The sequence below is a fragment of the Bacillus sp. Root131 genome, assembly GCF_001429475.1.
GTDB classification, from domain to species: domain Bacteria; phylum Bacillota; class Bacilli; order Bacillales; family Bacillaceae_G; genus Bacillus_A; species Bacillus_A thuringiensis_S.
Genome location: NZ_LMJQ01000041.1, coordinates 120,536 through 142,368, shown reverse-complemented (window position 1 = coordinate 142,368; position 21,833 = coordinate 120,536). Strand labels below are relative to the sequence as shown.

Here is a 21,833-nt window from a genome sequence, read left to right as displayed (position 1 = left end):
CCAATGGGGCGGATAATTCCGTCCCGTTTTTTATAGCAAAAGTATTTTGTAATGGTTATAAAAGAAACATATTAAAGACAAAGTAGGTGAATGTATGGAAAAGGAATTGATTTTCCCTGTGCCTTTTTCTGAGTTTGTCCGTAAAAAGGATGCAGAGTATGATGGAGATCCTAATGGTGATTACGTCATGTCTGAAGATGTTAATGAACTGCAGGAATCTATTGAACAGATAGAACGCGTCATTAACTTTAAAGAGCTAGGAAACACAGTCTCAGGTGAACTTAATAAAAAAGTAGATAAGGCAGCCATATCTGATTTTGGTAGCCCGTTATTCGTTGGTTATAGAGGTGCATCTATTAACACATATGATTCTATCGAAAAACGAATCAATGCTTTTAGTTACATTCCTCATGTCATGATTAATAAAGAAGAATCTACTAACTTTAATTTCTTTGTAGATGAAGTTAAGAAGAGCGGAACGCTGCTATATGGTATTATCAATTACCCTAATGTTGTTTTAAATAACATTGAAGCTGATATAACATGGTTCGAATCTAAAGGTTTTCATGGAATCTTACTATCTAATTTTGGATTTGAAAATGGATGGAACAGATCGCAACAAAACCAAATTCTTCAATACATTCATGCAAAAGGAATGTCAGCTGTTATTACAGGTGAAATAGAAACCACGTTATTTAATAAACCTCATAAAAATAACCCTCAACAAGCAGACCTTAAAACATCAAAAGAGGACATCTACCTAGCGCAAGATGTTTTCGTTTTAAATGGTGCTAAAAACAATCCTATCGTAATTCCTTCCGTTGTTTTCAATTTAAACAAAGCCCAAAAAGAAAGAGGAATTCAGATCTTCGTTGAAGATACAGCAGATGCAAGTAATGATAACAATAAGCTTTATTTATATGGAAAAATGTTATCTACACTGTATAACTTAGATGGATATAGTCTCGCTCCTCAGAGTCGATACGCTTTAAATGAGAAGGTAGAAAGATATCTTCATGGTTTTGAGCTAGGGAAATGGAAGACTCAGAATCCAGTTTATGTAGAAGAAACAACTGCTACATCTCGTTCTTTTTCTAAGGGAAGCATTGTGTTCGATAAAGTAAAAAACGAATGTTACATAAAAGGAGTAGGGTTAAACCCATCAATCTATACATGGCAAGATAAACAAATCCCTGGTAAAGCAATTGATTTTGCTAGTGCTATTTATGGTTCTGAAGGTATTGAAACTCTTGTCGATGCAATTAATGACAATAATCATCTAATTCATTATTCGAAAATTGATGGATTGACTGGAAGTGGAGCAACTCCAGATTCAATCAAGGATACAGTTATTAGGGCAATCAATAACTCTCCTGCAGCTGTAGCCAAGAATGGTCCTGGTGGCTATGATGAAATGGCTGGTAATGACTTCTTGCATGGAGGAGTTATTGACTATATTGATGCAGGATCTATTAAGTCTGGGATACTTAATATCGACCATATTAAAACAAACATCATTGAAGCGATTAATGCTTATATTGGTACAGCCAAAATCAATACTGCTGTTATTGGCGAACTATCTGCAGAACATATCGCAGCCAATGTTATCGATGCAATCAATATTTACGCTTCAAACATTTCTGTTGGTTCAGCTTTGATCGATAATGCTGTTATTGGTGAATTATCAGCAGAGCATATTAAAGGGGCAGTTATTGAAGCTGTAAACTTGTATGCAGGAGAAGCTGTAATTGATTCTGCAAAGATTAGTCAACTTGACGCCGAACATATCAAAGCAAGTGTGATTGAAGCAATTAATGCCTCAATTGAAACTGCTGTAATTGACTCTGCAAAGATTGGTACCTTAACTGCAAGTCATATTAAAGGAATGGTTGTTGAGGCTATTAACCTTTATGCAGGACAAGCTAAAATCGATGCCGCTCAGATTGGTGCTTTAAAAGCTGAAAACATTTCAGCAGGGCTAATTGAGGCCTTAGAAATCTCAGCAGGAAGTGCGAACTTCGATAGATTACAAGCTTCTGTAATTGAAGCGATTAATGCCAGTATCGAACATGCTTTTATTGATGGAGCTATTATTGGTGAAGGTACAGTTGACTCTGCTCAAATCGCAGATGGTAGTATCACAGATGCAAAGATTGTTAGCTTAGTAGCGAATAAAATTGTTGCAGGTACTATTGATACTGGACAAGTTACCCTACAAGGAACAAATGGTCATTTAAGAATTACAGGTAATAGATTACAAGTTTTTGATAATCAAAAAACACCTGTTGAGCGTGTGTCTATTGGTGATGTTAATGCCGATGGATCCCTGTATGGATTACGCGTTCGTGGTGCTGATGGGGTAACTGTTCTGTACGATGAAAAGGGTGTTTACTCAGAAGGTATTACGGATGGTGCTATTACAAATCCAAAAATCCAAGAAGGCGCAGTCGATGGTGGGAAACACATTGCAGTCAATACAGTAACTGCTGATAAGCTGGTGGCTGAATCTATTACCGCAAGAGAGTTAGCGGCGAAATCTGTTAATGCTAATCACTTACAAACAAACTCTATTGTTGCGGGTAGTGGGGTTATTGGAAAAGGTGCTATTGGTGAGGCTGAAATCGCACAAGCTAGTATCACAGATGCCCATATCAAAACATTAAGTGCTAACAAAGTAACTGCTGGTTCTATCCAGATGACGAGTAGAAACTTAGTATCGAATGCAACACTTAGAAAAGGGACAATAGATTGGACTCTTGACTCAACTTTTAGTACATATGAAGTGAGTGAAATTGTTCGTTTAAATACAACAAATAGTCTTCATTTGTTTACCACTGGAAAACCTCTACAAAATTCAAGTGCGTATTCCAAGTTTGTTCCCGCAAGTGCAGGAGAAAACTACTCTGCTTCTGTATATGTCCTCACAAAAAACCTCTCCGGTTATGATGGCGGTCATCCTAGAGTTGAAATCGAATACCACAATGACTCCGCTCGTATCATATCAAAAACCACCACATCTATACTAACAGGAAATGATATATGGCAACGTATTAGTGTTACAGAAACTGCTCCTGCAGGAACGACAAGAGTTCGTTTACGAATCTATCATCCTAAAAACGGGGATTCTTATTTCTGTAGACCAATGCTTCAAAAAGGAAATATCGTAACTGAGTGGACTGGTGACGGTTCATTCATGACTGAAGATGGTTTTTACACAGGGGAATTACATGCGGAACAAATAACTACTGGAAAGATTAAAGCTGGTATGGTTCAGATCGGACCAGATACACAGTTTGAACCAGGGTATAGCCCCGGTGAACTTCTTCAAGAAATAGAAAAACGAACTCCTTATCGTGTAGAAATAATAAGTACAAATGGAATGTTCTTTAAACAAGGTGTTGTTTCAACGACATTAAAGGCTCAAGTGTATAAAGGATCTTCCGACGTAACAAGCCAGTTACAAAACAATCAGTTTCTATGGAGAAGAGTAGATAAAGATGGTAATGAGGATATTCCTTGGAATCAATCACATGCAGGTTTAAAAGAAGTACCAATTACCAGACAGGATTTAAAACAAAGAGCAACATTCCTTTGCCAGATTATTAGCAATTAGGTGTTGCGATTCTAAGATGTAATAGATTACTTTGATTGGGTAAAACAAAGTAGTCTATTACTTTTTTTAATAAAACATAAATCAGAAAGAAGGGAACAATATGGAAGTATTAGCAACTGGGCACATATCACTTGTTGATATTAACGATGCAATTGTATCAGATGTACCGCCCGCTGACCCTTCATTAGGAGCACTTTGGATTGACACAACTAAAGACCCTAATACATTAAATAGTTGGGACGGAACTAATTGGGTTGAGCAATCATTATCTATTTCCTCATTAGATCCATCATTTTATCAAGACGTAGAAAAACTAAAAGATTTTGCTGATAAAGCAGGAAGTGACGGTATCATTTCTTCAGGCGAAAAGGCAAACATTAAATTAATGCTAATGGAAATCACAGGTGATGTTCTATCTGGACAAACTCTTCCTACTCTTGCAACAATTGATACTGCAAAAGGTGGTCAAGTTTATTTAGCGAGAGCAGAGGCAAGAGCTTCGGGTATTCCGGTAACTCATGCGGATTATACAGCTTTTGAAACGGCCTACAGTGATTTGAAAACATATTTAGAGTCATTAACTCCAAAACCTTGGTTAACAGGGGATACAACAATTGATCCTGTTACATGGACGGCTAAATGGGATGCTTACTATGAAAAACTTTCAAGATTAGCAGTAGCAACATCTACATATCTAGCAAACAGCATTAGACCAGGAGAAGACTACAATGGTGTCACTATCAATACTGATAAAGGTATCGTTGTTTTAAGAGGTGATAATCTTTTCAGAACAATTCTGAATGCAACTGAAGGTATTTCTATTGAAAAGAATAATGCAGGTACATGGAACAAAATGTTCTATACAAACCTAGATGGTAAAATTTATGCTCATGGTTTAGTTATTAGTTCTGATTCTACAATTGCTGGAACTGATGCAGCCACAATCAAAGATAATGCTGCAAAAGGTAAGGCGGGTATTGATGAATTAACAAGTGACTTAAAGGTTACTCCAGTGGAAAAAGCACAACTAAGCCGAGAGTGGGAAGCTATTAAAGCAGAATATACACAAGTGTTAGCACAAGCAACTTCTCTTGGCGTTGCTACCTCTACTTACACGACATCTTATACAAATCTAGATGGCGTTACTCCGAAAATAGCAGCCGAAGTATTAGCTACTATGATAACCACTTATACATTCGCTTCAGCATCTGCGAGAGATGCATTTAGAACAAAGATAAACTCTTATTTTGCTGAGTCTGAAAAGATTAAAAAAGCAATTAACGATGCAATTAATAACTCAGCAAATAATGCTAATAACAAAATCGACAATTTAAAAGTCGGTGGACAGAACATCGTTAGAAAAAAACAAGTAGTTCCTATCAATGCAGTATCTTCATCATTTGATGATCCTACAAATACATGGACTCTTACGATTAATGATGGTGCTGGTGGATCATGGGGAGCAGGTGTGCGAATCACTGACAAGTTTTCTGTTATCCCTATTGGGAGTTGGTACACAGTTAGTTTCGACGTGTATTCACCTGTGGATGTAACATGGAGTAATGATACAAATAACTTCCCAATTGGTACATCATCTGGCACGAATGATAACGACGATGTAGCGCTAAGAAAGAATTCTGGTAGAAATATAAAAGCGAATACATGGACTAAATGTTGGTTCTCTTATAAAAACAAAGATAATTCAACTACAGAGTTATACGACCAATCTAATATTGGAGTGATTAATAACACTGGTGCTCCTCTTACATTTAAAATCAGAAACGTAAAAGGGGAGCTAGGTAGTGTAGCAACTGACTTCTCTTTATCCCAAGCTGACATTGATGATTCAATTGCTAAGGTACAGGATAACCTTGATAAGCTTTCTGTAGGTGGTAAGAACCTATTATTAGAATCCAATATGGACTTCTCAACAACAGATTACCTTATTAAGATGTATAGTTTGTCCGAGGATTGGATTACTGGACAAGAGTACACTTTTGTTATCAAAGGAACTGTTCCTGCAGGACAAAAATTTGGTATATGGCAAAATGGTGGTTCAAATAAAGTAGGGGAAGCCACAACAACATATGTGAATGGAGTAACTTATGTAACTTTCAAAGCAATAGCTACAACAACTGGTAATGAAAGAAAACTAAGTTTATATAACTACCCTCAAAATACCACACTATCCACTGTAGATTGGGTTGCCCTATACAAAGGAAATAAGCCAATGGACTGGTCTCCTGCTCCGGAAGATATTGAAAATACAATTCTCGGACAACTCAACAGTGGTAATAACTTATTTAGAAATTCTGGAGATTTCAGAAATCTAAATGGTTGGGCATTGAATGGTGGTACATCTCTAAACATTGTTCAAAAGGATGGCTTCTCTGTATTAGAAGCAGTCGGTTCTATCCTTTCTAATAATACAGTAAATGTCCCTGTAATTAAGGGAGGAACAGAGTATGTATACACTACAGAAATTATGTTTAGTGAAGATACAGCAATAGCTAGCACAACCCCAATGCACTTTTGGTTCTTTGATACAGGCGGAAACAACAATGCAATAGAAAGAAGTTCATTGATTTCTAGTGATACCATTGCTAAGGCAAACACTTGGACACGAATCTCGATACTCTTCAAGACAAAACCTACTATAACTTCAGCAGCTTATTTCAAAGCCTTTATCTATGGTGCTCAATTAACAGCTACTAATAAGTACTGGGTTAAAAATGTTATGTTTTCTGAGGCGAACAGAATTGTTAACTGGTCTCCATCGACTCTTGATGTTTTAGATATGATCACAGATATACAAGTTGGTGGAAACAATATAATTCCAAACTCTTTATTTAAAACAATGGGTAAATGGAGAGCTTTTGGTACTTCTGGCGGAACAAAAACAGTAGGTGTAGATGTTGATTTAGCAGGGTTTGGAACTGGTTTTCAATTTGAGTCAGCCGTGAATGGTGAATATGGTCTTGCATTAGACAGTGTTAAGGTTACTGTAGGAGAAACTTACACACTTTCAGCTTGGTTTAAATTAACTAAAACTGGTGCTATTAAGATGCAAGAAGGAAACTCGAATGTGAAATGGACGTATACAAAGGCTCAACCAGAAGTGGGGAAATGGGTTCGTGTAGTTCATACATTCGTTGCAAAAGAAAGTACATTAAGTGTTTATGCTGGAGCAGACTCATCATCAGTAGCGACTGCAGGATTTGTTACTGGATTCCAATTAGAAAGAGGAAATAAAGTAACAGACTGGAGCTTAGCTACTCAAGACATTAATGATTTAATCGATGCAGCAAATAAAAGATATGACGATATGAAAGTCGGCGGTACTCAAATGCTGACTGGAACAGACTTCAAAGATGCTTCAGGTTGGAATCGTTGGGGGAGCATTGGAACTATTGGTCATTACGCGCAACCACAATTACCGACAGGAAAATCGTTATTTATGGAAACTAGAACCGGACAAACACAACTACCAGTTCCCTTAGGTACTAAAGTCGGGATGACAAGTGATGGGAGAAAGTTTGCTGTTAAAAGCGGACGAGAGTACACACTTTCTATGAACGTAGCCACAAGCGAACTGGGTGACATATTGGATTACATGTACTTAATGTATACAGTAGCTGGTGGTAACCGTCGTTTAGCTGATATTAAAACAACCAACTTCCCAAAATTCGCACCAATTGCTGAAGGAAGTTTAACAAACTATTATAGTGTTAAACTAACGTTTACAGCTGACCGTGACGACGACAATGCGTACATCTTAATTGGCGGTAGCACAACACGAGAGTTAACAGGTTCTAATGGTTATGCGTGGATTCGTGTTAACTCATTAAAAATCGAAGAGGGTAACATTGCTACATCTTGGGAGTTAGCTCCAGCAGATATCGATAAAGCTATTGCAGATACAGATAAAAAAGCTCAGGATGCAGCAAACAATGCAAATAACGCACTGAAGCAAGGTCAGGTAGTTGTAAATTCAACATTCTCTAACTGGACTCAAGCATTCCCTGCTGGGCTTGGTTCGTGGAGTGGTTCATCAGTTTCAAAAGAAACAACTCTAACAAGAACTGGAAGTGCAATGAGATTTGATGTTCCATCAGATACTGCACAGATAGGGGCACAAATTACAACAGGTTTCTTCATTCCTAACCTTCCAAACAACAAGTATTATGTGGTTGAGTTAGACTTTATGTTAGTAAGTGGATCAATAACAGGAGCATGTGTCTTGTTAGATTGGAATAGTATGAGTCCTTCTAGGGCATCAATTCACCTATCAGATGTGGTACCTACTCCAACTCTAGGTAAATGGTATACAGTTCGAGCAGTTATGAAAAGACCAACAGACAACCTATCTGGTTATTCAGCTATGGGGGGTTTTTTACTTGCTAACTATGTAGGTTCAACTACAAACAAAATTAAGAATTTAATCTTTGACCGACTTGTTTTCAGAGAGCCTACTCAGCAAGAAATAGATGCTTATGAAATCACTACTATTGAAAACGGAGTAACTGTTATTGATGGTGGAAAACTTAAAACGAATTCTGTAAAAGCAGAATCCGTGGATGCAAGACGCTTAAGAGTAACGAACAATAGCGGTACTGTTACATTAGAGATTACCGATACAGGGGAAGTAACTGTTAACGGTAAGGTTTCTATTAATAGTAGCTCAATGTTTGCTCCAGGATATGACCCGTCAAAAAATGCTGGTGGTCGCAACATTCTTTTAAACTCTCGCTTCGCTACTGCAGATGCAACAAACTGGAATAACTGGGGGTCTCCTTCTGTAAGACAAATCGAGGATATTACTGACTTGCCTGGTTTTGATAAAGCAGTTAAATTAACAACGACAGCAAACAACCAAGGCCTTAGCCAAAGTGTGCCCGTTGTTACTGGTCAAACTTACACCGTTTCTTGTTATGCTAAATCAGCATCAGGACAACCAGTTCTACAGATATATGACGGTGTAGGTTATCCTTCTGTATCGATGAAATCAGAACATGTTGGTAAAAACCAATGGGCTAAGTTATTCTTGACGTTCCCTGCTAAAACTAGCACAGCACGAGTAGAGTTTGGTAAAACTGGTGGAGGAACATTAGGTACTTACTGGTTCACTGGTATTAAATTAGAAGAGGGAGACAAGACAACAGGTTGGACTCCTGCTGGTGAAGATGCTGATGGGTTGATCGGAAAAGTAGTAACTCCAAATGGAGATATTAAAGCACTTGATATTGCTTCTTCTATGTCTATCACACCAGGAGCGATTGATGCAGTAAGTAAATACATCAACTTAAAAGGTAAAGTTACCTTCTCTGATTTTGCTTCTGGATGGGCACTTGATTCAAAAGGAAATAAGATTAGTAACTCTGATCAACCAGGTTATGATCCAGCAAATCCACTTTATCTAGATATGGATGGAAACTACAGACCATTATCAGATGAAAAGAATTTCATGTCGAACCTATTTACCAAAGATGACACAACTGGAGTCACAGTTATCGATGGTAACTATATTAAGACAGGAACAATTCAAGCAAAATACGCAAACTTTAGAGATGTTCAAGTATACAATGATTCAGGTCAACAGACTTTCCGTATCGACACGAACGGTAACCTATCTACATCTGGTACCTCTCAATCTATTGGATACGAAAGACAGAAAAAAGGTTGGAAGATCGATGCTGATGGTTCTGCTGAATTCAATGCTGCTACATTCCGTGGAGACATTGAATTGGGGTATTATAACGCACCAACGGATACTTTCGTCGTTACTGGTGGTCTATTAAGTAATATTGGCGGAACTGGTAAGGATTTAAGATTCTGGGCAGGTCCAAATAAATCTACTGCTCCATTTAAAGTTTTCTCAGATGGTACTTTAGAAGCGACTAAAGGATACTTCACAGGAACTTTCTCTGGTGAAGTAGTCGTAGGGAATATCTCAATCAGAGATACTGCAACAAAAGGAGATGCGAAAATTATCCTTACTGATGATTCTAAGATCCAGAAAGTGGTTCTAGGTGAGTCAGTAGTAGAATTAAATACAAAAACGACTTTCGGTAACTTTTTAACGGTAGATATCACCAATCAAAAACTCGATTTTGGAGCTAACGATTTCGGAATTGATTATAAAAACAATACGATCAAAATGAAAAGCTTCTCTATTAGAGGAACAACAGCTTTAGAATTTGTTTCTGATGGTTCATCTGGTGATGATTTCGTATTTAAAAACGTAACTGGTGATACATCTGTTCGAGTAGATGGTAGTTTTATTGCTAGGGACGATATTGAGATTACGAACGTCTTACGTATGAAAAAGTCTACAGATGCCGGTAATAAAGGTATAGACTATGTATTCATTTAGTAGATAGATAAATTAAGAGAGGAGTAAAATATATGGAGTTATTTTCAGCATTGGCGTCGGGTTCATACCCGACCATGCTTTATACAGTTTATGCAGAACAGACAAGTCGTTCTGCGAATTCAGTTACATATAGCGTTACATGTTGGGCTAGGTTAGATAACCAAACTTACGATTATTTTGGTGCACTTGTTTATCCCAAGATTAATATAGGTGGTACTACTGCTTCTTTTGCTGCTTTAGGTACATTCCCAAAAGGAGCAGGAGCTAAATTTAGCACAATCAGCGTAACTGTATCTGGAATATCAGCAGCAACATCTAGCTTGTCATACACATTCTCAGCAACGTCACAACTTGGTGGAACATCAAGTAGTACAACAGGTTATGTTGGAGGTAAATCAGGAACCGTACCTGTTTCCGTTTATGCTACGACTCCTTCATTAGGTGGTACAATTACCATCAAGGATGGTTCGACAGTAGTTTCCTCTTATTATAGAGAGAACCTTGGAACAGGCTCCTTTAATATTAGCTGGCCAAGTGCTACGGGAGCAAACGGAACTCTTGTCTATGAACTACAAAGAAGTATCAATGGACAAAACTGGACTATCGTGAATAGCGCTATAAGCGGTACATCTATTAATGATGCTCCAGGAGCAGGTGCAAGCTCTGTTCGATATGCTGTGTTGGCAAAGAATAGGGTAGGAACAGACGAAATGATGTCTGGGTTTATTTACTCTCCAACAGTAAATAAAAATGAGTTAAAATCACCGTCATTAACTTCTAGTGCTAATGTTACCTACAATACAAGAACCTTTGTCGTAACACTTGGAGCCGCTTCTGACAATTTGGGTTCTTCAATAAGTTACACCATTAGTGGGATATCAAGTAAGTACACAACTATTAATGGAACTACTAGTGTTCCACCAGGGAACATTACAATCAATGCAAACAATGGTACAGGCGGTACTTATATGACGCTGGCCAATCTAAAGGCGGCAGCACTAAATGGGGCTGCCCATTCAGATACAAACCCCTACAAAGGAACCATTGATTTACAGGTAACCGCTACAAATGGTAAAGGTTCATCAAAAACCGAAACAGTAGCTATTCCGATTAATTTAGGAATAGATGCCCCTGTAAATGGAACCCCTAGTGTTTCTATAGCTGCTGCTTCGTACTACACGATAAATTCAGTTAACTACATTTTTCCTGAATACAAGCCCGTTTCACTGTCAATTCCAGGAGCAATCAAAGATATGCTCGGACGAAATTGTAGTTACGACATAGTTATGGTAGAAGGAAACAGTCAAGCCATTATTAAAAATACAGGTATTGTTACTGCTGCGACTACAGCGACCGTTAACCATGTAGAATCTGGTTTGCTAACTAGTAAGAAAAACGTTTCTTTCTATGTAAGAGCACAAGCATTAGGAAACGAAGGAAAGTCTTCTGCAGAAACCCCAAAAGTAGATCTTCACTACTATAAAAAACCAAGTGTTACTTCTAGTGACTTATCTCGTATCGTTGGTAAAGCAACCTTCAAAGTGAATATCACCCCTAACACTTCATTAACAGGATCTACAAATACCTCAACAATGCCATCAGGATATACAAAAGGAACTTCAACTATAACTTCCGGAGTAGAGTCTTACACAGTAACAAGTAGTACAACTCTTGCTGATTCGTATACTGCGACAATTTCTGTTGTAGTTCGTGATTCAATAGGTTACATATTAAGTGGTTCGAATGACGTTACCCTAAAAGTTACTATTCCTACATTTACACCTGCATTATCTATCCGTGAAAGAGGGGTGGGTATTAATGGTTTTGCTGGAACGACTGAAAAACTTTATGTTGGTGGTAACGTAAAACTTACTGGAAACTTAATTGTCGGTGGAATAATTGACATGGGTAATACGAACATCGAAAACGTAAATCATATTACAATCACTGATCCAGGTGGTGGAGAAGGACTAGAATGGAAAGATCCTACAAACAACTGGAAGATTGTAGTTGCTCCAGACAACCTCGGAAATGCTACAGGTGATTTACAGTTTGCACGAAATGGTGTAAGAAGAGCAACAGTAAGAGCGAATGGCGAAGTTGCAGCAGTAGGTGGTTTTGCTACAACCAATCCTAGTAATACTGCAGCATCAGTTTCGTTAAACTTCCTTAACAATATCGCAAGACTTCGTACTGGCGGAACAGGTGCTGGTGCAGATAATGGATTTGAAATACATGGAACAGGCGATATTGTTAGGTGGAAAGTAGACGGTGCAGGAAACGTATCGAACTACGGAGACCTAAGAGTGTACAACGGTAAGCAAATTCAATTCATGAATAGCTCAGGTATGGCAATGGACGGATACGGGAACATAAAACCTAGGGATCCTGCAAGTCATGCACCAGGTGCAAGTTGGTGGGTTTCAGATGTAAAAGGTACCCAAATAATCAGGGTTAACACGGGTAGTACTGGTGGTTTTGGGGAAATGATAGGTAGGCCATTTACACAAGTAACAGCATTTACAAATGGGTGGCAGGACTATGGTTCATTCGGTCCAGTAGCATATACAAAAGATGCAGCAGGTTTTGTTGTACTACAGGGATTACTAAGAGGTAATAGTGGTACTAGTGGATCTGCATTCCAATTACCTGCTGGATTCAGACCAAGTACAACACGTATATTTAGCGCCGTTAATGGTGTTAACGGTCATTCTCGTATAGATATAAATGCAGATGGAACCGTTGTAATGCAAGGTGGTGCCCCTGATTTCTGTTCTCTAAATGGAATTAGGTTTCTAGCCGCATAATAAAGGAGGAGTCGTTATGGAAAATATAGGAAATATTACAATCGTAGGAGAATTAGAAGACGTAGAAGAGCCTATCGAAGAACCTATCTTTATAGAGGTAGAAAATCCGTGTTGGGAGATAGATGAAAAAGGTTATGTGATTGACCATTACTTAATGTCAGATAGTGAAATAGAAAAAGCCTTATCTGAAGGAAGAAGAATTCTTAAGTCCTGTTGGAAAGAAAGCTTCTACAGACCTCGATTCGATGAAGTCTTAAATGATTGGGTCGAGGACGAGGATGTGGAAGTGGTCTTGACCCTCGTTAAGGAAAATAAATTTAATGAGCTAAACGATGCATGCAACAAAGATATTTTAGGTTATTTTGACGCTTCTGTTGGTTCGGAGACATACTCATTTTCTTTTGATGAAGAAGCACAATCTAATTTTATTGGTAGCTTAGCATTATTTAACGAAGGGCTTATGACAGAAGTTGAATGGACTGCATGGAAAGGTGATAAAACTCATAGAGTTACTTTAAGTAAAGAACAATTTCTTAATGTAGCATTTTTAGCATATCGAGAAAAGGATGCTAAGATATCTAAGCTAAGAAATGTACTACAACCAAGAATCGAAGCATGTACAACCATAGAAGAAGTACAAGCTATCCAGTGGGATGAAAAACCAACACAACTAGCTTGATATTTTAGTAAGTAGTCCATATGATGTGTTCAGCAAATAACATGTTCCAAATGTTCAATAGGAGGAAAAACAAAAATGAATCAACAAGGGAATACAACAAACTTAGATGTGAATCTATTAATCAAAGAATATGAAGCTACAATTACTACGTTAATTAGTGAAAATGTTAAGTACAAAACACTTCTAAAACAAAAAGCTATTGAAGAACAGCAACGTCAGGAAGAAATGATGCGACATGCCGCACCACCGGCACCATCTGCTGTTCCAACAGAAGAAATAGTAGAAGCAGAGGTCGTAGCGTAACAATAACGGATTATATATTGACTGGTTATATACGAATGGTTACGTTCATGAGGGAGCAAAAGCTCCCTCATATTTTATTTTGGAGGTGTTTTTCTGTATGACACAGGTACGAATTCGTTTTATTACAAGAGACGAGAAATCTCCCTGGGTTTATATTCAAGAAGAGATCAGACAGGAAACTCCAAAAGCAAATGCATTCCAAGTAAAAGCCGAACCTGTTACAAGACGAAATTCTAAGACAAATCAATACGGACGTTTTCGTTACAGTGAAATGCAATATGGAAGAATTGAAGCAATCTTAGCTTCTGCTTTAGAGATAAGTAAATCTCCTATAAGAATAAGAAACCAAAATGGAGAATGGATTTATATTCAGCAAACAACTATCGACGGCGCTTGTCCTTCTATTCGGATACGAAACCGAAATAGTGAGCAAGTAGGTCCTTGGGTTTATATCCAACATAAGGAGGTGTAGATATGGAGTATTTACACAATTATTTATCGGTTCTGCCTGATTACGACCGTAAAGAAGTAGAACAGTTAGTACAAGAAAATATGGATTTGTTCGATGTAAAAGTTATAACAAAAGAAGAGTTCGAAGCACTTATTCAACAACTTGCAAATAGACAAGAAAAGGTTACAACTCTTACACCAACTGATGAAAAAGTTGATGCCGAACATTTTAATCAGTTGCATTCGAATGTAGCTTTAGATCTAAAGCGACTTTACAACTCGCATCTTATCATTGAGAAAGTAATAGCCAATTACGACAGAATCCTTCGAGGAACATTAGATGATGTAAAGAGGGAAGTGGATTCACTTTCTACTCGTGTTGAGGAATTAAACCTCAAAGCAAAAGGAGAAGATGGACTAGTTGTAAAAACATATGGTTTTGAAGAAAAGGAAAAGAGCTTGTATATGGAAACAGATCGTGACCAATACGCTCACTTATTCTTAGACCGCGACGGTAAATCCTTACCAAGTGCATCACTAAATCGTAGCTTCCATCAACACTACCTATCTCTACCTATTAGAGAAGTAGAGGACGCTCTGCAAAATTCAAATGGAGCAACAACTGCAAAGATTGAAATCATGTATCAAGCACCAAATAGTATTTCAGACAGAAACCATACATTGGAACATGCAATAGATGATTCACTTGAGACGTATTGGGCACAAGCGGTTAAAACAAATGCCCCTGCTTATACAGAAATAACCAAACTATAGAAAGGAGGAAAGTGAATGCCTACTCCCATTTATATCGAACAACATTATTCATTATCTGTATCTGAATTTGAAGGACTATGGGAAATGACATTTATGCACCCATACAATCGACAAGAGCATTTCAGTATCTATCTAGTTGCTCCTAATAGTGACTATGAACATGCTGAACTTGATGACCGACCAATTGTAGAAGCTGGACCAAGATTAACAGAAGTATTAAAACGACTACTGTACAAAATCGAATATTACCCGTACTCTTGGGACTTCGCCGGAAAGAAAATCGTTTCATACGGATACGATTTCGAAACAGACTTTACAGGTACAGGTTTGACCTATATTGACTTAACAGAGATTGCTCTTAAAGAAGTAAATGAATACTACAACTTCTTTTCTGAATTAGAAACAGATGTAGTAGATGAAAGAGAAAAGGTCAGTGGGAAAGGTGTTATGGCCAAACTAAAAATCACATTAGACAAGCCTAAAACCGTAAATCACTTATCCGTTGATTTCTTCACAGAGTATCCAATCGAATTAATGTCATTGATGTATCAAATTGACCAGAATGAAGAATCCACTACTTACGAAATTCCTCTTTCAAAAGCGGTTCAAACAAATGGATCCATTTATCTTCATTTCTCTCCTGTATTTGCAAAGACGTTCTATTTAATCATTAAGCAAGAGTCTTATACATTGTTAGACCAATCAAAGACAGAAGAAGAAGTAATGAAAGCTGAGCTATGGAATCAAGCTTCAACGAGAAGCCAATCTATTTATGAATCTGCAGTTGGAGAATATGTAGACCAATTATTATCTTCTAAGTCTGGTATTCAGCTGCATCAAGAAATCTTAGACAGTTACCAAAACACGAATGTGAATCATACGCCAATGTCAGCAGAGCCAATGAATCCATACCGTAGTGATTTTGAACAAGCCAAAAAATCTTTAGATAGCCAACAACGATAGAAAGGAGGATTTAGATGGTTAACAGTTTTGAAAGTGCAAGCAAACCAAAGACAACTTTACTGCAAGGTCAAAGTGCTACAAGCAGTACAACACCTGGGCCACTTCCTCCAATCGTAGAAGGAGTTGGCTCAAGTAACCGTATAAATAGCTCAACAGAATATGTTTATCAGTATGGGGTAAAGAACCTGCAGCTAAATCATTCCTTATATGAACAAGCAGGAATTTTCGTTACAAAACCAATTGAAGTAGAGGGGAATATTGTAGAGGTATCATTATCTACCTTTGAAGACCATCCACTGTTTAATGAGTTAGATGGAATGGCTACAGACCGTGTTACTTCTATTGAATACTACATCTCGTTAGAAGAGAATCCTTCACTTAATGATTGGGTTTCAATTCTTCCAGAAGGTACAAAGAATGTAAAATGCGAAAAGCTTTTCTTCCGTGGTTCAAGTGCAGAACTTCGATTCCATGCAGATATTAGTGATGAAGATAATACGAAAGTATACCGCAACAATATCTTAATGAATAGAAGTGATTGGTACTTTACAGAGAGAGGAGCTGCTATTCAGTTAGCTGTACCTCACGACAATAGTTCAATCTACACAATTGATTATGTACCAAATGCAAACCTATTTGATCCTTGGACAGTTAAGGTAGGAGATCGCTTCTCTAAAAGAGTTCGTAAGGTGGAATCTTTCCCAAATGGAACTGATTCTAACAATACGATTAAACTTTCTAAGTATCCATTTGTTGATTACAAACAAGTGAATAGTGGAGAGAGCTATGATCCGAATACAAGTGAGTATAGACCAATTGATGTATTCCTAACGAATGGAGCTATTGTAGTAGGAGGCGGAAAGACTCAACCAGAATTCTTCCCAATCGCTTACTCAAGTAAAAATGAATTCACAACAAAGAACCGTACAGATTATAAAACTAGCAAAGATGCGTTTTTAAATAAGTACAGTATTGTTCCAGATTCTGCTTATAAGACATTTGAGTATAAGCAAGAGAAGAATAAACTTATCTTCACAGAAAGCTTTAACCGTTCGGATCTTTATTATAACGAAGCAACAAATCATGGTAACGCTACGGTGGTTGTTCACTACGATTATCTAGTGACAAACTTCCGACTAAAAGTTATCTTACGTAAAAACGTAGGTGATGAACTAGTGGTGACGCCAATGGTTGATAGCTATCAATTAAAATTCAAAGTTATGAAGTAGGGAGGTGCAAGGATGAATGCCCCTGTTATTGAATCTAAAATATTAGAGAAACAAAGAGAGTATCTTTTAGAGCAAGCAAAGCTACGATTAAGTAGTTCTGCTACAAAAGAAGAGGTATCTCAATTAGCGGATGAAATCTTTTACAGATATCAATCTTGCATAGGTAAACCTTTATTCCAAGCACAGAAAGTGGTGTATGGAGAATTACCTTTCCTTGAGGATTACTATAGCAACAACAAGGAAATGGAAACAGATTTAGGTATTTTATTCTCAGAACTAAATACCATTGCTACTTACCTGGTGGATTACTTTAATTACTCTCAAAGTGAGAAAGACAGAATCTTAGCTATCGTTCGTGGTATTAATGGAATTGTATCAGACCTTCAAATGTTAACAGAAGAAACAACGCCTAATACGGTTTATTTAAAAGAATCGTTTACGAATTACGATAACGTAGATACTGTTTTAACTCCAGTGGAAAACCGAAGTATGATCCACACACAAGAAGGAGTATTAACTCTTCGCCGTACAAATGCTTTAAATAGAAGCATCGGAAGTAAAGTCCGAACCATAACTGGTAACGGTATTGCAGGGACTTATTATTTGTCTCGTAAAGTTAAATCGGATTCAGAATTCGAAAACTACGAATATGTTTCTTCTCAAATTAAGAACGATGATCCAAAAGCATTAATCGATGGGAACCCCGATACAGTATTTGAATTCGAGATGGTTAACATTCCAGAGAGCTATAAGAAGCAAGTATTCTATTATGATGTTGAATGGGCAAAAGGAAAAGAACATGACGAACTATTACGTGTAAAGATTGTAGTTCAATTACCTAAGAGCGAGACAATCAACTGGATTAATTTAAATCCTTATCATGCTGCAGGTAGCCCAGGTACAGTTAATGTATATTCTATTCGAACATCTAATGATGGTATTGAATACCAAGGTCTTTTCCAAAATGACCAATTTGTATTAAACCAAGAAATCAATAAAACACCTCAAAGCTATAGAGCAGAGGATTTATTTGATGGCAGCGAAAACTTTGCTAAAACTAAATTTTCTGGCCAAGGTGTTTGGAGCTTTCCATCAAGAGAAGCAAAATACATTGAGTTCGTATTAGAGCAACCTAACTCCTATAAAGAATTGTTAGGACAAGAAGCTTTCTATAGAAGAAAAAAGGATTCTACTTCATTTACTCGTATTCGCAAACAAGAGGTGCCAAGTAATATCATTGATGAAAAATACGGTATCCATACTGTTAATAGCGACTATGAGATTAAAAAAGTATTAGAAGCTATTGAGGGTTGGCGTTACGCTATTGGAGTTCGAGACATCGATATTATGAGTTTTGAATTCGCTGAAACAAGTGAGTATATTAGTAAACCGTTTTTACTTGAAGATGGTATTAAGAAAGTACTTCTATACGCAAATGAAAAAGTTCCTCCTATGTACAAAGAGAAAGTAAGTGAATCTAATGATTGGATTCAGTACTTTGTTTCTTTCGATGACATAGACTGGCATAGAATTTCCCCACAACATCAGCAACCGGTAAACGATAAGTTCCCAGCAAAGATTCTTTCGATTAACGATAACGAGTCTGATATTGAAAATGCGTTTGCTCTTCACAAACAAAACCTTCAATTAAAAGAACTTCCAAAGCAAGTAAGATTAAAAATCATTATGAAGCGACCAGAGAAAACAACAGAAGATGAAATACCTCTTCTTCATACAACACCACTCGTTGAAGACTTCGCTTTAAAAATTCTTACAGAACAGAAAGGGGTGTAGGAGATGTCTATTAACATTCGTCAAAAACGTTTTACTGTAGCGGTGAACAAAATCCTTCAGGAAGAACTTCGAAAGGGGAATCTTCCTACATCCAAGGAGTTCGGTTCTCGTTTAAATAAACTATTGAGAGATCAAGATTTAGGCGCTCCTGAGTACACGTTCAAGCGTATCCGTAATGGTGAACTAGCTGAGTCTGACTTCTACAATGAGGTTGTTGGTAAAATCCAAAAGGACTTGATGATTCTTTATGAAAATACAATCGCCGTTCATGATCAGTTAAAAGGAAAGTTTAATTGGTTTGAGGTAGAAAAGAATCGGTTAGAGTATGAGGCTAGAAGATTAGAGACGGAATTAAAAGAGAAGATCTTGTTGTATGGTAAGACGGGTTACTTAGCTAGTATCTTTGATACATTTGATGACCTGTCTAAAATCGATTCGGAAGACAATGTATCTATTGATATAAAGAACCATCAGATCACACTTAAGAAACAGGAGAATACTTCATTTTTAATTAATCCTGCTAGTGAAATTAAATTCGTTATGCCGAAGAACTCTGCAAGTACATTTAAAAAGATTCCTATTTCAGGGAAAATCGAACAATCCTTAAATGTAAATACAAACGAAACATTTCAAGAAGTATGGTTATCTAAAACAGAAGGTCCAGCTGATGGGTATGTAGATATTACATTCAATGGTAAACAAGTACTAAATCGAATTGATTTAAGCTTACATACCATTAAGGATGTCACGGTATACATTGAATTCACGTTAGATGGATTAAACTACTTCCACTTACCATATTACCCAGAAGGTAAACAAACGGGTAATAACGTATCTTTTTATTTCCCAACAACAGAAATGAAGAATATGAGAATTTGGATTCGTAAACAAGAGAGCGATAAAGAGCTTGTACATCCTGAAGGTTATTCATACCAGTACTTATTTGGAGTTAAGAAAATTCAATTCTTCCAACTAAGCTATCCGGAAAGAGGAGAGGTTGTTACAAAATTCCTTACTCCGAATACAGATGAAACATTCTCTATTGGGAAAGTATCATTAGTTACAGAAGAAGAGATTGCCGACGGTACAGATATTGAGTACTTTGTACGTGTAGATAATAGGGAAGAGAGTTGGAAACAAATATCTCCTGTTAACAGAGATACTGCACAAGCACCTAACCTAATTGATTTCAAGTACGTTGTTCATGCCAGTCCAACAAACTTAGGTATTCCAGAGAATACTGGTGGCCAAGAATCTGAGGTTATTGAATTACAAGCAAATGGAATCGCATTCTATACATTAGGTTCTATTGAGAAACGTAAGATCGTTCCGCGAACAGAGCGTATGTATATGGGTAAAGATGCTTGGAGTGTTCAGAAGACAGTTGAGAACTTTGGTGAAACTCATATCCCTTCATTAGATGACTGGAAACAACCATCAAATGATATTGTTCGAAATGTAATTCCAATTAAGGAAGGGAATCGTGGTTTGATTCTACAAGACGAACAGTTCACGCAACATACACAACTGTACTATGGAATGGGTATTTTCTATGAAGGAAAAGAACAAGTACTTCCTACGATTCCATCAGCTACAGAGCCAATTACTATCTTCTTAAATGGAGAAAAATTATTTGAGGGAATACCTTCTTCTCAAACCAATGTGAACTATAAGTTTAAGCAAGGATGGAATGACTTAACCGTGTTGGTATATGTACAGAGTTTAAACAAGGACTGTACGATTGATTTAGGATTTGATCCGATTCGTGTAAGTACGCATTGTTATTCTACAAGTCAGTTCTTAGAAAAGGTATCTGTATTCGACCTTCGATACAACACAAAGAATAATGATTGGTCTAAGTACGCTCTTTACGAGAAAGATGGAAAGGTCTATATTGTGGTTAATCATTCGTTACCTGGTGTAACATATGACCTTTACTATGACTATGTAGATGAAGTAGAACATCGAGATATCCAATTAAAAATTGCTATGAAACAATTCTCAGTAGGGCAATATACAACACCTGTATTACGTCGCTACACATTACAATTTAGTTAGGGAGGAGTAACTCTATGAAAATCGAAAAGAAATATAAACCTTCCTTTCATAAAGCCAATGCTCGTTATCGTGGTGTAACTGAGCTTTCCCAATATACGAATTTTGTTCTTGAATCTGCTCATGACCTTTTACTATTAGGACACATTACAGAAGGAAATGAAGCAACGAATAAAGATGGCCACAAAAAAGAAATGTACAATAATTTCGTTTCTATCATGACAGGTGATCGAGAAGTAGGGAAGTCGAATGTATTTACGGCTTCCACGCTTCAAAAAATTGATTACTCGCGAACAGTTCCTGTTCCTGAATTAGATAGTTGGAGTCCATTAAATGGATGCACAAAAACAGCTGCCGGTGATGCAATTAAGCTTTCCTCAAATGGATTGTTAGACCCAGTAGGTATGTTTAGTACTCTTTATGTAGAACCAGGGGATAAGCTTTATATTCGTATGAAGGTAAGAAGTACAGGTGGTTCTGCTGATTTTACCTTTGGTTCAAACAATATGCGTATGGGACCAAATGCAAATGGTGACACAAGAAAGGTTCCTTTACCACAAAGTAATGAATTTATCACTATCGATTACGTGTTACGTTTCCAATATGCTGAATCAGTATCAATTAATATAAACGTTCATGAAAAACCGAATGTGTTAAAAGCAACAAATATCGAAGTAAAAGATCTTGAGATATATTACTTCAATGAAACACCAATTCAAGTCTCATCTTTTGATACAGTTATTAAACCAAATGTTGATGAACTAGAAGAAAAAATCAATTCGATACGATAGGG

The 21,833-nt window shown here is 37.1% G+C and carries 12 protein-coding genes; all 12 read left to right on the top strand.

From position 1 onward, the window contains the following. Positions 1-118 precede the first annotated feature (118 nt). The 12 genes from ASE54_RS29145 (at position 119) to ASE54_RS29090 (ending at position 21,831) form a co-directional block, all read left to right on the top strand. The gene (locus tag ASE54_RS29145) at positions 119-3,613 is read left to right on the top strand and encodes a hypothetical protein (RefSeq protein ID WP_226790177.1); all 3,495 of its coding nucleotides are present in this window, start codon (positions 119-121) and stop codon (positions 3,611-3,613) included. Positions 3,614-3,713: 100 nt separating this feature from the next. Then, on the top strand, positions 3,714-9,986 hold the full coding sequence (locus ASE54_RS29140) for a carbohydrate binding domain-containing protein (RefSeq protein WP_000453380.1): 6,273 nt from the start codon (positions 3,714-3,716) through the stop codon (positions 9,984-9,986). A 32-nt stretch (positions 9,987-10,018) separates the two neighbouring features. Further along, on the top strand, positions 10,019-12,793 hold the full coding sequence (locus tag ASE54_RS29135) for a hypothetical protein (protein WP_033795249.1): 2,775 nt from the start codon (positions 10,019-10,021) through the stop codon (positions 12,791-12,793). A 16-nt stretch (positions 12,794-12,809) separates the two neighbouring features. After that, entirely contained in the window at positions 12,810-13,472 is a 663-nt protein-coding gene (locus ASE54_RS29130; RefSeq protein ID WP_000427685.1) for a hypothetical protein, read from the top strand. 75 nt (positions 13,473-13,547) lie between these two features. Continuing rightward, positions 13,548-13,775, top strand: coding sequence for a hypothetical protein (locus ASE54_RS29125; protein ID WP_001075735.1), 228 nt, complete (start codon positions 13,548-13,550; stop codon positions 13,773-13,775). A gap of 97 nt (positions 13,776-13,872) precedes the next feature. After that, entirely contained in the window at positions 13,873-14,247 is a 375-nt protein-coding gene (locus ASE54_RS29120; protein ID WP_000195544.1) for a hypothetical protein, read from the top strand. A 2-nt stretch (positions 14,248-14,249) separates the two neighbouring features. Beyond that, positions 14,250-14,999: a hypothetical protein gene (locus ASE54_RS29115; RefSeq protein WP_000456123.1), complete on the top strand. Its 750-nt coding sequence runs from the start codon at positions 14,250-14,252 to the stop codon at positions 14,997-14,999. Positions 15,000-15,014: 15 nt separating this feature from the next. Further along, positions 15,015-15,962, top strand: coding sequence for a hypothetical protein (locus tag ASE54_RS29110; RefSeq protein WP_001142992.1), 948 nt, complete (start codon positions 15,015-15,017; stop codon positions 15,960-15,962). A 14-nt stretch (positions 15,963-15,976) separates the two neighbouring features. Then, positions 15,977-17,191: a hypothetical protein gene (locus ASE54_RS29105; protein ID WP_000248227.1), complete on the top strand. Its 1,215-nt coding sequence runs from the start codon at positions 15,977-15,979 to the stop codon at positions 17,189-17,191. Between the two features lie 12 nt (positions 17,192-17,203). Then, a complete protein-coding gene (locus ASE54_RS29100; RefSeq protein ID WP_000993513.1) occupies positions 17,204-18,985 on the top strand; it encodes a hypothetical protein in 1,782 nt (593 codons plus the stop codon). A gap of 3 nt (positions 18,986-18,988) precedes the next feature. Continuing rightward, the gene (locus tag ASE54_RS29095; protein WP_000026335.1) at positions 18,989-21,043 is read left to right on the top strand and encodes a hypothetical protein; all 2,055 of its coding nucleotides are present in this window, start codon (positions 18,989-18,991) and stop codon (positions 21,041-21,043) included. A gap of 14 nt (positions 21,044-21,057) precedes the next feature. Beyond that, the gene (locus ASE54_RS29090; RefSeq protein ID WP_000687644.1) at positions 21,058-21,831 is read left to right on the top strand and encodes a hypothetical protein; all 774 of its coding nucleotides are present in this window, start codon (positions 21,058-21,060) and stop codon (positions 21,829-21,831) included. The last annotated feature ends 2 nt before the right edge of the window (positions 21,832-21,833 follow it).

Coding starts and splice junctions, on each gene's coding strand:
- ASE54_RS29140 (WP_000453380.1), top strand. CDS start 3,714: ATGGAAGTATTAGCAACTGGGCACATATCACTTGTTGATATTAACGAT.
- ASE54_RS29135 (WP_033795249.1), top strand. CDS start 10,019: ATGGAGTTATTTTCAGCATTGGCGTCGGGTTCATACCCGACCATGCTT.
- ASE54_RS29130 (WP_000427685.1), top strand. CDS start 12,810: ATGGAAAATATAGGAAATATTACAATCGTAGGAGAATTAGAAGACGTA.
- ASE54_RS29125 (WP_001075735.1), top strand. CDS start 13,548: ATGAATCAACAAGGGAATACAACAAACTTAGATGTGAATCTATTAATC.
- ASE54_RS29120 (WP_000195544.1), top strand. CDS start 13,873: ATGACACAGGTACGAATTCGTTTTATTACAAGAGACGAGAAATCTCCC.
- ASE54_RS29115 (WP_000456123.1), top strand. CDS start 14,250: ATGGAGTATTTACACAATTATTTATCGGTTCTGCCTGATTACGACCGT.
- ASE54_RS29110 (WP_001142992.1), top strand. CDS start 15,015: ATGCCTACTCCCATTTATATCGAACAACATTATTCATTATCTGTATCT.
- ASE54_RS29105 (WP_000248227.1), top strand. CDS start 15,977: ATGGTTAACAGTTTTGAAAGTGCAAGCAAACCAAAGACAACTTTACTG.
- ASE54_RS29100 (WP_000993513.1), top strand. CDS start 17,204: ATGAATGCCCCTGTTATTGAATCTAAAATATTAGAGAAACAAAGAGAG.
- ASE54_RS29095 (WP_000026335.1), top strand. CDS start 18,989: ATGTCTATTAACATTCGTCAAAAACGTTTTACTGTAGCGGTGAACAAA.
- ASE54_RS29090 (WP_000687644.1), top strand. CDS start 21,058: ATGAAAATCGAAAAGAAATATAAACCTTCCTTTCATAAAGCCAATGCT.